A 13,223-nucleotide genomic window follows, 5' to 3' on the forward strand; every position below is an offset into this window, starting at 1 on the left:
CTCGAACACGTCTACTCCGCCGTCGCGCTCAACCTCATCCGCCTGGACGCCTGGTGGAACGGCCACGTGCTCGATAGAACCCGCACCAGCCATCTCGCCCGCCTCGAACTCGCGCTGACCGCCTGATCAGAATTCGGCAACGGGGTCCTTGTCGAGCTTCGGGCTCCCGTCCTTCTCCTGCTCGTACAGCTTGATCTCGGGGCACTTGTTGCCCAGCAACTTGCCCGTGTCGGGCGCGCGACATGAGCACGCCTTGTACGGCTTCATGATCAGCTCTCCTTTCTGTTGGTCTTGGCTTCTCCTGCTCGGCCTCGCCGGGCAGGGCCGAGCATCCCAAGCCTGCGGGCCTCGCTCAGCAGGCGGCTGACGTGCCCACGCTGGTAGTGGAGGCGATCGGCAACCGCCTGCGTCGGGGCCTTGCGCACCACAGGGTCAGGGTCGGCCAGGGCGAGCCGGTACGCCTCGACGACCCGGGGGAGCACGTCCGACTTGGGCTGACGCCGCCGTCCCCGTTCAGCACGCAACTCCTCCAGCGCATCGCCGCGTCGGTTGGTGATCTTTTCTAGCGTCGTCTCCACGTAGGTGGCGAGCGGGATGGACCGCAGCACCACACCCGTGATCGGGGGAGCATCCGCATCGGCCGTGATCACGAACTGCCGACACTCCGGAGCGCCGTCCCGAACCTCGATCTTCAGGGTGAGGCGGTACGGCGAAGAGATGTCGTGGACCTCCGACGTGTACGAGGTGAAGGGAATGGAGATCCCCGGCACGATCTCGGCTTCCGGGCCGCCCGGGTTGTCCACGGAGATCATCGTGGCCGTGAGTTTTCGGCTTGTTCTGCGTGCTGCCATGGGTAGATGCAACCACTATGTGTCAGCTTCGTCAATGGTGGCTCATATGGCTACTGATCTGCGTCACCTTGGTATGTGCCACCTTTGACGACGCGACGTAATGTGTCGGTATGACCAACGATGACCTTGTGCGGATCGCCCGGGTGCGGCGGCTGTACCGAGTGGGGGAGGCCCGCGCTATTCGTGAGGAAGCCGACGTGAGCCAGGGCGAGTTCGCTGCCGCCCTAGGCGTCAGTCGTTCGGCGGTTGCGCTCTGGGAGGCGGGCCAGCGGAACCCGAGGGGCGCGGTCGCGCTGAGGTGCGCTGCGCTCTTCGACGTCCTGAAGGGCCAGGCCCCGAAGGAGGTGACGCCCTAGTGACGACGTGGAGCCGTGAGGAGATCGAGGCGCTCGGCCCGACGACCACCGTTGAGACCGCTGCGTCCGTGATCGGCGTGAGCAGGTGGCTCGGCTACCAGCTCATAAAGCGCGGGCAGTGGCCGACCCGGGTGCTTTCGATGGGCCGCGTGATCAAGATCCCCACGCACGACCTGATCACGCTGCTGTATCCGCCGAGCCCGCACGTCGCTGGGGACCTCGCTGCCACTTCTGAGGGCAAAGGGAGCGCGGCCTAGATGACCAACACTCCCATGAAGAAGCGCGGCCCCGTGAGCTCCATCTCCCCGGGCCGCCAGACCGTCGATGCGCCTTGCCAGCTCAACGACAACGTCAGGGTAACCGCCGCTGAGGTCACGGGGCTCCACGTCCCCGTGGTGAGCGACATGACCGTCGAGATGGAGGAGATGCGCAAGCTGATCAACGACCTCGACGGCCAGCACCGCCGTGAGGCTCAGGCGTACGAGCAGGGCTACCGAGACGGACATCTGTCCGGCTGGGAGGTCGGCTACGGTCACGCCCACCACGAGATGGCTCAGGAGTGGAAGGCGGTGGCCGAGCACGTTCGCCGAGTGGCCAGCCGGCCGACGTACGCGGAGCTGAAGGCCAGGCGGGGCGAGATCCCTTCCCAGGAGCCACGGCGACCACGTGACCGACCTTCGGAGGAGCGCGTGACTGACTTCTTCGTATCCGACGAGGACGTCGGCGGTGCCACGCTCCTCGACGAGTTGCGAGCCGCCCTGCTGCGGTACATGATCCTGCCGTCCCCCGAGGCCGCCGACGCGGTGGCGCTGTGGATCGCGGCCACCCACGCCGCGCTCTCGTGGGAGCACGCGACCCGGCTGTTCATCGGTAGCCCGCAGAAGCGCTGCGGAAAGTCGCGCCTCCTCGACGTCATCGAGGCGACCTCCCACAAGCCGCTGATCACGGTCAACATCAGTCCGGCCGCCCTGGTCCGCTCCATCGGGGAGGACCCGCCCACGCTGATGCTCGACGAGGCCGACACGGTGTTCGGCCCGAAGGCCGCCGACAACAACGAGGACCTGCGGGGCATCGTCAACGCGGGTCACCAGCGGAATCGGCCCTACATCCGGTGGGACGCCGCCACCCGCAAGCCGGAGCACTGCTCGACCTTCGCCATGGTGGCGCTGGCGGGGATCGGCAACATGCCCGACACGATCATGGATCGGTCGGTAGTGATCCGGATGAGGAGACGCGGTCCCGGCGAGAGCGTGAGGCCGTACCGCACCCGTCGTGACGCACCGCTTCTCGCTGCGCTTCGTGATCGGCTGCACCTGTGGATGCGTGACAACCTCGACGTCCTGGAGAAGGCCGAACCCGAGATGCCGGTGGAGGACCGGGCGGCTGATACCTGGGAGCCGCTCATCGCCACCGCCGACCTCGCCGGAGGAGAGTGGCCGAGCCGTGCGCGAGCGGCCGCTGTGGCGTTCGTCGGGCGAGATCAAGCGGCCGATGCCACAACCATGTTGTCGGTCAGACTCCTGGCCGACCTGAAAGTCATCTTCGGCTCGGATCGGGTGCTGTACACCAGCACCATTCTGGAGAGGCTGCTCAAGATCGACGAGGGGCCATGGGCGGACTACTTCGGCCGCCCGTTCGGTCCCCGCGATCTGGCCAAGCTGCTGGAGCTGTACGAGATCAAGCCCAAGGACGTCCGCGAGGGCGGTGGTCTGAACCGCAAGGGCTACAGCGCCCACGATCTCCACGACGCTTGGCGGCGATACCTCCCGAGCGGGGACAGGGCGACGTCCGCGACAAGCGCGACAGCGCACGTCAGCTATGTCGCGGAACAAGACCATGTCGCGGCTGCATCCGCGACCAAAGAGACGTCCGCGACGGCCCCGACCAGCGTGGTCGCGGACGTCGCGGATGTCGCGGACACTCCGCCCGTTTCCGGTAACACCGCCGCCGATGACAGCTGGACCGGGAGGCTCGGGTGGCGGGCGTAATCGTAAGGAATGCCGCGCGCGCGAGGCTCACTGTGCCGCTCGTGCCAGCACTGTGCCGACAGGCGGAGCCTCGGCAGGTCAGGGCGTCACAATCGGATGTTCAATGCGGTTCGGATGGGTTCGTGACGGCCTCACTCAACCTCGTCATGGCGCTGTTCGGGTCGTCCGCGCGCTCGTCATCGGTCGCCGTTCCCGACACGGAATCGGGGGCGGCATGACCGCGACGGACAAGCAGAGGCAGGCGTGGGTTCCGGCGTTCCCGGGGCAGCGTCCTCCGTTCCAGCCGGGTCACGAGCTGAGCATGCGGCATGGGGCCTACTCGCCTCGCCACGTTGATCCGCTGGCGGTCGAGCTGGTCGAAGGGGCGCTTGCCGACGACGCGGTGTCGTTCCTTCGTCAGCCCGCCTATCGCTCAGCGTTGTGGGCGTGGGGGCGCGCGGAGGCGCGCGTGCAGCTCCTCGCGGAGCACCTAGCCGACCACGAGGCGGACGGGTGCCGCTCGTGTCCGGATTGCGCGCGCTGGGATGAGCAGCTCCGCAAGTGGGAGAGCGCGGCGGCCACTCAGCGGGCGCGGTTGGGTCTTGACCCGCTGTCCCGTGCCCGGTTGGGGCGTGATGTGGCCGCAACGTCGGTGGACGTGGCGCGGCTGATGGCGGGGCTCGACGATGACCAGGCCGACGAGGAGGTACGACATGACGCGGGTTGATCGGGAGACGCTCAGGGCCGCACGGCGTGATCCAGAGGTGTTCGCGCGGGTGCTGATCGGTGCGGAGTTGTGGCCCCATCAGCGTGAGGTGGCGCGCTCGACGGCGCGGTACCGGGCGATCTGCGCGGGCCGTCAGGTGGGTAAGTCGCGGCTCCTGGCCGTGCTCTGCCTGCACCAGGCGTTCTCGACGCCGGGTAGCCGGGTGCTGGTCGTGAGCGCCGGGGAGGTGGCCGCTCAGCGACTCCTCGACGAGGTGGCCACCCTCGCGACCTCCTCGCCACTGCTGGCCGGCTCGGTGCTCGACGAGACCAAGTCGCAGGTCACCTTGTCGAACGGCTCCACCATCATGAGCGTGCCCGCCTCGCAGCGGCAGATCCGGGGATGGGCCGTTGACCTCCTTGTGCCCGATGAGGCGGGGTTCATCGACCCGGACATCTGGCGGGCGGCAGAGCCCGTGATCATCGCTCGTCCCGGGTCGCGAGTGATCCTGTGCTCCTCTCCGTGGGGCACGGCTGATCACTTCTTCCGGGTGCTGTGGGCACGCGGGATGGACGCCCCTGACGAGATGTACGCCTCGTGGCACTGGCCCTCCAGCACGAGCCCGCTGGTGGATCAGAGGCTCCTCGACGAGATCCGCGCTCGGGAAGGGGACGACTACTTCGAGCGCGAGTACCTGGCGAAGTGGACCGACGAGGCGGGGGCGTACTTCACCGTCGAGGAGATCGAAGGCGCTACGGCGGACTACCACCTGCTGCCGCCCGACGAGGTGGGGCAAGTGACCCGGCACGCACGGCCCTACATCGTGGCGGCCGGCGTGGACTGGGGCGTGAGCCGCGATGCCAACGCCCTCTGCCTGGTGGCTCCGCTCGACGACAAGGGGTTGAACGACCCGAAAGACGGACTGCGCTACTTCGTGCCGTGGCTGGAATACGCCTACCGCTGCCCTTACGGGGAGTGGATCGAGCGGATCTGCACGGCCGGGCGGGCCTACGGCCTGCACGTGGTCGCGTCGGAGATCAACGGCGTGGGGGCGTATCCGACCGAGCAACTCCGCGAGCGCCTAGCCGTCGTGGGAGCCGTCTACGGCGTGGCAGGCGTCTGGACCGACAACCGTCGCAAGCAGGCCGGTTTCGGCAAGCTCAAGGTGATGTTGCAGCGCGGTCAGCTCGTGCTGCCGCGCATTCCGGAGCTGCTCAAGCAGCTCCGCAGCCTGGAGTTCGAGCAGATGCCCGGCGGGTCCCTGCGGATCGAGGTCCCGGCGCGCGCCGGACATGACGATCTCGTGCTCGCTCTCATGCAGGCGATCTCCTGCGTCAGGCCCATGCCCGGAGAGGCGTGGCGACGGGTCGCCGACGTGGACCACACCGTGACATGGCTGGGGGTGCGGGTGCCGATAGACGCCTGGCCGCTGGCCTGGCACACCGCCTCCTACACCTGGCCTGCCGGGTCGCAGGCTGACAACACCGCATGGTGAGCCGCGCGAAAACGCGACCAGCCAATCAGGAAACGTACGAAGGAGAAGACCATGGCCATCCCTATGGACATTCAGTTCCGCAAGACCGACCTCGACGCCCTGCCGGTGAAGGTCACCGCCGTCCGCAACGGCCTCGTGGCGGCTCTCGGCGCGACGTCTCGTGACATCCGCTACGCCATCGAGCATCGGGAAAAGCTGGCCGAGAAGCTCCGCGAGGAGGCCACGGGCCAGCTCGACCAGGTCGAGCGCGAGGCTGACCGCGCGGTGCAGGACATCACGACCTGGCTCGACAAGCAGTCGTCCACGCCGGGCGACCCGCAGCGGGAGCTGCTCGACGAGGTCAAGCGCCAGAGCGCGTGGTCGCGCGCCAAGGCGCTGCTCGACAAGGGTATGGACGTGCGCGCCCTGATCAAGGACGCGGTGGCGAGCAAGGACGTCGCGACCCTGACCGCGCTCCGCACCGACTGGCCCACCTACGCCCGCACCGGAACCGACCGCGAATTCCACCCCCGAGTCGCGGCGGAGATCCTCGACGGCATCGAGCACGGCCTCGCCGACGCCCTGTCCGGTGACCACGGCGCAGCGGCTCGACTGAGGATCAAAACCGATGAGTCACGAGAGGTCGTGAAGCGTGCCCTGTCCGAGGCGCGGAACCACGTCCAGCGGCTCACCGACAACCCCGCAGGAGAACTGCACAGGAGCGAGCGGCTGGCCGACGTGGAGGCCACCTCCACCGGGATGGCGATCATCAATGGCCAACTCGTGAAGACCGGTGGCCGGTCGGGCAGCGAGTTCCCCGGCGGTCACACCGCGCGGTAGTGGTGGAAGGTGGCCCCGCCCACGCCCTCCAATATTTCATGCGCGGGGCCACCAGCTCGGCTCGCCGACCGGTGACGCAGCGACGAGTCGAGCAGCTTCAGGGAGTTGGCTCCGGGCGCATGCCGTCCAACCGGACGACCATTTGCAGGGCGAGGCAGGATGCGTGGCGGGCGAACTCGTCGAACCCGACGTAGATGTTGTGCCCGGTGTGGATCGCGGTGCCGCCCGGACCTGGGGTGAAGGTGTCGGCCAGGACTCCGGCCGGTTCGGCGCGGGCGGCGGTGTAAACGGCTGAGTTCTCGCGGAGTTGGGGACAGTAGGCCAGCGACTCGGGGATGCATGCGGGGCAGGTGGGCGGGGCGTTGGTCAGCCCGCTGTCTTGGCTCATCGCGCGGAACGCGGTCTCGGTGATCACCCACCAGATGCGCCCGGTTCGTGGGTCCCTGCCAGTCTTCCCGCAGACCTGGCACAGGCCGCGCAGCATGGCCAGCCATTGACGTCTGACGTTCAGCATCCGCCACAGCGGTTGCCCACGCCGGTTCTGACGGATACGGCCGCGAAGAATGCCCCCGACCCAATCGCTCGGGCGTGGATTGGGATATGTGAGCCGGACATGGCCGAAGGGGTACTGCTTGGCGAACAATAGGCGGTGTTCGATCGCTTCGCCGGACCACGCGATGACGTAGGGGACACGCAGTGGTGTGGGGCTCTCGGCCGCGCTGCTCGATGGTCGTTGCAGGGTGGTCATTGGGAGGTCTCCGCCTCGCGCCAGGTGTGAACCACGCTCTTGGCCATCGCGAGCAGCGCAAGCCGTCGAGGACAGTCGGCCTCGATAAGGTCGCCGGACGCCCGGTGCCTCCCATACAGCGTGTCGCCGACGCTCCAAGTGTCGAACTCCACGAGCATCGGGGCCGACGTGGCGTTGCGCTCGCGTGCCTGATGAGGACCATGTTCGGAGGGCATGACTGTGACGCTAAGAACGTGAGCTGTCGTGTCTCAATGAGTTTGCCGAGCGTTGCCGTGACGATCCTTGCCTCGGGATCGGCCCAGACGCGGCGTGCAATCTTTGGCAACTTTCTTGATGAACGACCAAAGGGGACGCAAACTCAGGCATGACGCATCCGTTCGGCGAGGAGGATCTCAGATGAGCCTGGAATTTCTCGGAAGGGACCCTGACAGTCCCAACGGCGGCTCGCCAACGCTGTGGAGAGACACGGAAACGGGCGACATCCTGATCCAAGGCTGGACGATCAAGGATCCGGCCACCCGTTCCGAGATCGGTAAGGTTCCTGAAGGTGAAGAGGTCGTGCGCATCCCCAAGCGCATGCTCCAGTTCCTGCCGGAGGTGAACGGTGAGCACGGGCGCAGAGGTTGATCGCGGTCTACGCCACTGCCGGCGATCCGCCGTGCACTTGGAGATGCGCGACGCGTACATGCTGGACGACCCCGACTTCCACGCGTGGCAAGCCGGTCACCGACTCGATCCCGACGATCGGTCCTCCTGGTGGCGGCCCTGGCTCCAGAACATTGTGGACGCCGTCGCACGGGGTGCCGGAGTAAGGCGGGCTCGCGTCGTCTCCGAGCCCCTGAGCGACTACATCCGTTACGAGTACGACGTCACTTTCCCCAACGTCCGCGTAGGCGAGCAGGTGCGTTGGCTTCCCCGCCGACAGGCCACTGATCTGGCGCTCCCCGGGAACGACTTCTGGTTGTTCGACCAGGAGACGCTCCTGATCAACCACTTCAGTGGCAACGGCGACTGGTTGGACGTCGAGCACGTCACCGACCCTGCCGTGATCAAGCTGTGCAGCGAATCCTTCGAGGCGGTCTGGCATCGCGCCATCCCGCACGACGACTACCACGTCGATTGACCCTTGCGCTCCTCATCATCCAGCGCACAAGAGGCGCTCGAAATCCTGGCCGCCCGGCTCCGCAGGATCCGCAAGGGTGCCCGCTTGTCGGGCCGCGAGCTTGGGCGGCTGGCGGGTTGGCATGCATCCAAGGTCAGCCGGATCGAGCATGCCCATCGCCCACCCTCCACCCACGACGTACGGGCGTGGTGCCAGCATTGCGGCGTTCCGGAGCAGGCCGAGGACCTCATTGCCTCCCTGGAGGCGATCGAGGGCATGTTTGTCGAGTGGCGGCACATGGAACGCACAGGACTCCGCCACGCACAAGAGTCGGTTCTGCCGCTCTGGGAGCGTACACGGCGGTTCCGCTTCTACGCCCCCAACCTCATACCCGGCCCGCTCCAGACGCGCGCCTACATCACCGCCGTGTTGACCGCGCTCCAACAGCGCCGCGATCTCCCCGACGACGTGGAGGACGCCGTGCAGGTCCGGGTGGACAAACAGCAGGTCCTTCACAAGGGCGATCATCGTTTCGTCGTCATCCTTGAGGAGAACGTCCTCCACCAGCCGATCGGAGGCCCCAACGTCATGACGGGCCAGCTCGGGCACTTGCTGACCGTCAGCACCCTGCCCTCCGTGTCGCTCGGCATCATCCCGTTGGGCGCAAACAGGTCGAGCATGTGGCCCACCGAAGCGTTCTTCATATTCGACGACGAGGAGGTGACCGTCGAACTCGTATCGGGTCATCTGACGGTCACGCGGGCACACGAGATCGCGATGTACTCCCGTACCTTCACAGAACTGACCGAACTGGCTGTGTACGGCAAGGCCGCCCGCACGCTGATTACGAGGGCAATCCAAGTAGCGGATGAGCAGACATCAGCTTCCCCCTGATCAAAGGTGTCGCCTTGCCCGAGACGACTGAGGCGGTCATCTAGCGGAGACTCAACCAAGTGTCGCGCCTGCAATCCCCCGGTGACAAGGTCGAGATCAGCAGTCGACGAAGATGATCCCATGAGAAGCTTATGCGCGCTGCTAGGCGTCCTGGCCCTGCTGCTCACGTCGCCTCTGGCAGGCGTGGCACACGCACAGACCAGCGGTTCACTAGCTCAGGCGATATCCGCGCTCAAGGGCGAGTTCGCAAAGAAGAGCAGTGTGCTGTTCTCTCAGAACACCCGCCGAGGCTTGACCTCGGACGCCAGCCTGACGGTTGCTCATGGCAAGCACCGCTTCGCCGCAAAGACAGGTGTTTACGCCAGCGATGTCACGCAGGCTTTCACCGTGGGTGACATAGACCCGGTGCTCTCCCGTGTGGTCAGCATCGGTCGCGATAGCTACACCCAAAGCGGCTGGGAAAGCCTACCCAAGGGCAAGAAATGGAACCACTGGCGAGACAAGGACAGTTTTCTCTGGTCACAAAACCTGGTGGACGCTCTGAACCCGAAGTTCCTGCAACTGATCTCCGCCAGCGCCGAGAAAGTACCCACCAAGGACCGTTACGACGGCGTCCGCACCTCCCGCTACGACGGCACGGTGGAAGTCGGTTCTATTGGCTCGCGCCAGGCCGGCATCTACTACAGCGAGCGAAAAAGAGATTGGGACGGAGGCCGCATCAAGTGGAAGCTCTGGTTGGGCCCGAATAACCTGCCCAGGCGTTTCCAAGCCGAGATCGTGTACGAGCCCTATGGCGCGGAGCAGAGAGCTGACACCGTGAGGATGAACGTCCTCTACAAGGGCTGGGGAACGCCTGTGCACATCACCGCCCCTCCCAAGAAGCTCGTGGTCGAGGCTGAATGAGCCCACCGCCGAGGCGTCCCGAGCGCCGCCAACATCACCCTCATGTCGATGTGCCAGATGGCACCGTGATGGCACAAACGACCCCGCACCGTGCCATCGGAGCCCGAACCAAACCGCACAAGCAGTAGCCGTTGACCTCCTGAAACGCTATGAGGCCGAACGACACCGAACACCTCATAACGGGATTTAAGGGACTGCTAATGCGGTTTGGTGGCAACACCATCCGGGGTTCAAATCCCCGATCCTCCGCAGATGAAAGGCCCTCGCCCCAGTTTCGGGGAGAGGGCCTTTTGATCTTCTCGGGCGCCATAGTTGCAGTGCTAGTTGCAATAGCTACGGATTCCCCCAGACTGCGGAGGCGAGCCGCTCCCCCGCATCGCGCATCAGGGGTGTGGATACGTGGGTGTAGCGCTCGGTGGTGGTCACTCGGGTCCGCCTTGAAGATCTCGCGAGCGGTGGCCAGGTCGCCGTCGGTCACCGGGCCGAGGCCGGCTTGCCCGTTACGACGACATGTTGAGCGACCTCGGCCTCGACACCTTCGCTTACACGGTGACGATGCCCGACTCCGGCGCCCTGTCAATCGAAGAAGCTGTGCGTCGTATCGGAGCGGACCTCACCACGCTCCAAGGTCCCGATGAGCTGCCGCACAGCACCGGTTCCCTCGGCCTCTACCAGGTTGGCAGCGGCATCGTCACCCTGGACTGGGTAAACCCAGGCGGCGACCGCATGGAGATGACCGAGCGACTCGCCGGCCAAGGGTTCCGGCATTGGTATGTGTCCTTCGACATCGAAGGCAACACCAGCATGTACGCCCGCTACGGCGAGGCCGAAGGCTATCTCGATCATCCGGAGCCGGATTCCACGCCTCTCACGAAGTGGACGGACCACCTCGGCCCCTTGAGCCCATACACCGACCTGCTCGCGAAAGGCTATGACACCGAGGACGCAGAGGCAGAGGTGGACATCACCGCGGCATGTCTCGCCGTGGTCGAACTCGAGAGCGGCGTCCGCCTGGACCAAGCGCTGATGGACAGCCCATGCTCGGCGCTTCCGATCCCCATGTGAAACCAGCTCGCTCTAGGACTTCCCCATCCCTGTGACGATCATCCTCGGTGGCACACACAGGCGAGAGCGTTGCTGAATAGACCCTATGAAGATCCAGGCGGCGGCGCGGCGCGCCCCCGCACCCCCGCCCGCCGTCCGGGCGTGCGGCCTGGGGGCCGGTCCCGAACGGCGGCGGGACACCGGGCCGGGCGCCGCACGCCGCCCCCGCCGTACCGACCGAACGCACCAGCCGGGGTTGCCACTCCGCCGCACAGATGCAGCCCTTACGATCGCCACGGCATGGCTGGGGGCCGGACATGGCTGAGGGCGATCGAAGGTCCAGGGCTTCGTTCCTCAGCCCCGGCCCACCGGGCAATGTCGCTGACCACCGTTTACACGAGCTAGTACGGAATCTGGTCCAGGGCGTCGCCATCCAGCAGGACTGGTGGCTCCCCGTTGGGCTCGTTCCTCGGGATAGGGGGATGGTCGAACCAGTTGTATCCGTTGACCCAGCCGTCGAACCACTCGGCCAAGGATGGGGCGATGGTCACGATCCCGACTTCGGGCGATTGCTCTTCGGGAAAGTCCCACCCGTCGCCATCCCAGAGGCAGACAGGGTTACCGGGCTGAGTGAGCGACATGTACCAGTACATGGAGCATCCGGCGGCCACGAGCGGGAACCCGAGCACGCTGCTCACCTCGGGGTATTTCTCGAATTCTTCGAGTGCGTCCGGGCCGACCTCGTATGCCCGGTGTCCGCCGGGCGGAAGGCCCAGGAGATCGTAGGAGGGGCCGAAGCCGCCGTTGCTCACCTCCGTGTACACCCTCCGCAGGAGCTCGGGTAACTCGTGGCCGATGCGTTGTTCGCAGGCTCGTAAGTCCGCCTCAGAGATCGGCGGGTACGGAGACTCATGTGGGACATCGCTGAAGTACTTGACGGCTTCGGGGGCGCCTGCATCCAAGGCCGCCTCGATGAGGTGATCAGGTGTGGGGTCGTCGAAGCTGAGTTGGGTTATGCTGCCGCCTTCACGGATCGGCTGCTGCGTGTGGTGGATGGGGCTCCTGATGTTCTCGCCGTACTCACGTTTGAGCCAGTCCAGCGGCACGTAGACTATGTCGTGTCGGCGTGCGGGATCCCAGGCCCGTCTTCGGATGCGCTGGATCAGATCATCATGTGACATAGGCGACAGAATGCCAGTGCGGGCCGACAGTTCGGAGGAGTTCCCAATCTGATGGCGCCCTGGCTGTACAGCCAAGAGAGCGAACGAGGGCGGAACTCGGCGAACGTCCACGGACATCACGCCCCCGGGTCGAAGCCTCGAAGCTCGGTGAGATCCACCTCCTTTGATCCGCAGGTCCCTGGGGCGCTCGTGGCTGGCTCTCCTCGCGGGAAATACGCGGGATGATCTTTCCTGGTCCAGGGGAATGCGGGAGCCGTACACCGAGGTCAGAGGCCTGAAGCGGTCAGGAACGTCAGCCCGCTGTAAAACCGCTGCTGGCACTGGCCGGAAGGCATCTCAGGCGTGCTGTCGGTGTCCTCAACCAGGAGGAGGCTTTTCGGGGCACTTGGCTTCCATCGCACCCACCATGTCAGCTGCCCTCTGACAGACGTTGCCAGGCCGTCTCCCATGGCCGCATCTCACCGTCTTCGTCGGCGCCCTCTTCGTACCAGCCCGTTTCCGACAGCCACGTCTCCAACCAGCCGGCTAGGCTTTCGGAGTCGACGTACCACGCGTGATGCCATTCATTGTCGATGCCGTTCGGCTCGAAAAGCAGGACGGCGCCCTCGGGACTACGGCAGTCCACTGCGGCGAACATGCCGCATCCCCAGTCCAGGACCGGCAGGACATCCGCCGGCCAGTGCGTGGCCTCCTTATCAGGATCTACCGTCGAGCGTTCCTCGCGGTAGACGTTGACCGCGGTACGCCCTTCGCCCAAGAGCGGAAAGAGCTGGTAGTCGGGGCCGAAGCCGCCGTTGGCCACCTCACGGTAGAGCCGGACGAGCACAGGAGGAAGGCGGAAACCTAAGATGCTCTCGGCCTGAGCTACCTCCTCCGTCGTGGCAGGAGGAGGTAGCTGCTCTGCGGTCGCGTTCGCCTTCAGCCACACCCGTCGAAGAAGGTCATCCACGTTTGTCATGACGATGATCCTGCCATCTGTCCCTGACATTCCCTTCGACGGTTGAGGAGTGCAGTGAACCTTTTTCATCCTCAGGTGCCCTGGGCAACTCGGTGGTTCTGAAGGACGGCGATGGCCTTACAGAGGTGGCCGGCCTTGGAAGGGCTGCAGCGTAGCTTTCGGAGGATCTTCCAGCTCTTCAGCTGGGCGTTCGCGCGTT

Annotated in this window: 17 protein-coding genes and 1 pseudogene; 11 read left to right on the plus strand and 7 right to left on the minus strand. The window is 65.7% G+C overall.

What is annotated here, in order from left to right; genetic code table 11:
- Positions 1-126: 126 nt before the first annotated feature.
- Both AB0C16_RS38875 and AB0C16_RS38880 read right to left on the minus strand, forming a co-directional pair.
- Positions 127-267 carry a hypothetical protein gene (locus AB0C16_RS38875; RefSeq protein WP_357690954.1) on the minus strand — a complete coding sequence of 47 codons (141 nt, stop codon included), beginning with the start codon at positions 265-267 and terminating at the stop codon, positions 127-129.
- Positions 268-269: 2 nt separating this feature from the next.
- On the minus strand, positions 270-803 hold the full coding sequence (locus AB0C16_RS38880; protein WP_357690956.1) for a hypothetical protein: 534 nt from the start codon (positions 801-803) through the stop codon (positions 270-272).
- 158 nt (positions 804-961) lie between these two features.
- On the opposite strand from AB0C16_RS38880, the gene AB0C16_RS38885 reads away from it, so the two are divergent.
- From AB0C16_RS38885 to AB0C16_RS38910, 6 genes are all read left to right on the plus strand, one after another.
- Positions 962-1,207, plus strand: coding sequence for a helix-turn-helix transcriptional regulator (locus AB0C16_RS38885; RefSeq protein WP_357690958.1), 246 nt, complete (start codon positions 962-964; stop codon positions 1,205-1,207).
- Entirely contained in the window at positions 1,207-1,464 is a 258-nt protein-coding gene (locus tag AB0C16_RS38890) for a hypothetical protein (RefSeq protein WP_357690960.1), read from the plus strand. Before AB0C16_RS38885 ends, AB0C16_RS38890 begins: the two co-directional genes overlap by 1 nt.
- The gene (locus AB0C16_RS38895) at positions 1,465-3,195 is read left to right on the plus strand and encodes a DUF3631 domain-containing protein (RefSeq protein ID WP_357690962.1); all 1,731 of its coding nucleotides are present in this window, start codon (positions 1,465-1,467) and stop codon (positions 3,193-3,195) included.
- Between the two features lie 214 nt (positions 3,196-3,409).
- Positions 3,410-3,901: a hypothetical protein gene (locus tag AB0C16_RS38900; protein WP_357690964.1), complete on the plus strand. Its 492-nt coding sequence runs from the start codon at positions 3,410-3,412 to the stop codon at positions 3,899-3,901.
- The gene (locus tag AB0C16_RS38905) at positions 3,888-5,375 is read left to right on the plus strand and encodes a terminase family protein (protein WP_357690966.1); all 1,488 of its coding nucleotides are present in this window, start codon (positions 3,888-3,890) and stop codon (positions 5,373-5,375) included. The genes AB0C16_RS38900 and AB0C16_RS38905 overlap by 14 nt, the downstream gene beginning before the upstream one ends.
- A 51-nt stretch (positions 5,376-5,426) precedes the next feature.
- Positions 5,427-6,194: a hypothetical protein gene (locus AB0C16_RS38910; RefSeq protein ID WP_357690968.1), complete on the plus strand. Its 768-nt coding sequence runs from the start codon at positions 5,427-5,429 to the stop codon at positions 6,192-6,194.
- A 97-nt stretch (positions 6,195-6,291) separates the two neighbouring features.
- On the opposite strand, the gene AB0C16_RS38915 is transcribed toward AB0C16_RS38910, so the two are convergent.
- Complete coding sequence (locus tag AB0C16_RS38915; protein ID WP_357690970.1) at positions 6,292-6,708, minus strand: hypothetical protein; 417 nt, start codon at positions 6,706-6,708, stop codon at positions 6,292-6,294.
- A gap of 230 nt (positions 6,709-6,938) precedes the next feature.
- A complete protein-coding gene (locus AB0C16_RS38920) occupies positions 6,939-7,157 on the minus strand; it encodes a hypothetical protein (protein WP_357690972.1) in 219 nt (72 codons plus the stop codon).
- Between the two features lie 181 nt (positions 7,158-7,338).
- Between AB0C16_RS38920 and AB0C16_RS38925 the strand changes: the two genes are divergently transcribed.
- From AB0C16_RS38925 to AB0C16_RS38945, 5 genes are all read left to right on the plus strand, one after another.
- A complete protein-coding gene (locus tag AB0C16_RS38925) occupies positions 7,339-7,569 on the plus strand; it encodes a hypothetical protein (RefSeq protein ID WP_357690974.1) in 231 nt (76 codons plus the stop codon).
- 43 nt (positions 7,570-7,612) lie between these two features.
- A complete protein-coding gene (locus AB0C16_RS38930; protein ID WP_357690976.1) occupies positions 7,613-8,065 on the plus strand; it encodes a DUF6879 family protein in 453 nt (150 codons plus the stop codon).
- A gap of 3 nt (positions 8,066-8,068) precedes the next feature.
- Complete coding sequence (locus AB0C16_RS38935) at positions 8,069-8,938, plus strand: helix-turn-helix transcriptional regulator (RefSeq protein ID WP_357690978.1); 870 nt, start codon at positions 8,069-8,071, stop codon at positions 8,936-8,938.
- A gap of 120 nt (positions 8,939-9,058) precedes the next feature.
- Positions 9,059-9,841, plus strand: a complete 783-nt coding sequence (locus AB0C16_RS38940; protein WP_357690980.1) for a hypothetical protein — start codon at positions 9,059-9,061, stop codon at positions 9,839-9,841.
- A gap of 513 nt (positions 9,842-10,354) precedes the next feature.
- Positions 10,355-10,906, plus strand: coding sequence for a hypothetical protein (locus AB0C16_RS38945; RefSeq protein WP_357690982.1), 552 nt, complete (start codon positions 10,355-10,357; stop codon positions 10,904-10,906).
- A gap of 380 nt (positions 10,907-11,286) precedes the next feature.
- On the opposite strand, the gene AB0C16_RS38950 is transcribed toward AB0C16_RS38945, so the two are convergent.
- The 3 genes and pseudogenes from AB0C16_RS38950 to AB0C16_RS38960 all read right to left on the minus strand — a co-directional run.
- Entirely contained in the window at positions 11,287-12,066 is a 780-nt protein-coding gene (locus AB0C16_RS38950; protein ID WP_357690984.1) for an SMI1/KNR4 family protein, read from the minus strand.
- Between the two features lie 409 nt (positions 12,067-12,475).
- Positions 12,476-13,024 carry an SMI1/KNR4 family protein gene (locus AB0C16_RS38955; protein WP_357690986.1) on the minus strand — a complete coding sequence of 183 codons (549 nt, stop codon included), beginning with the start codon at positions 13,022-13,024 and terminating at the stop codon, positions 12,476-12,478.
- A 71-nt stretch (positions 13,025-13,095) separates the two neighbouring features.
- Positions 13,096-13,223: pseudogene (locus AB0C16_RS38960) on the minus strand (IS5/IS1182 family transposase); the annotation flags it as partial.

It is taken from the genome of Nonomuraea sp. NPDC048916 (assembly GCF_040649575.1).
Lineage (GTDB): Bacteria > Actinomycetota > Actinomycetes > Streptosporangiales > Streptosporangiaceae > Nonomuraea.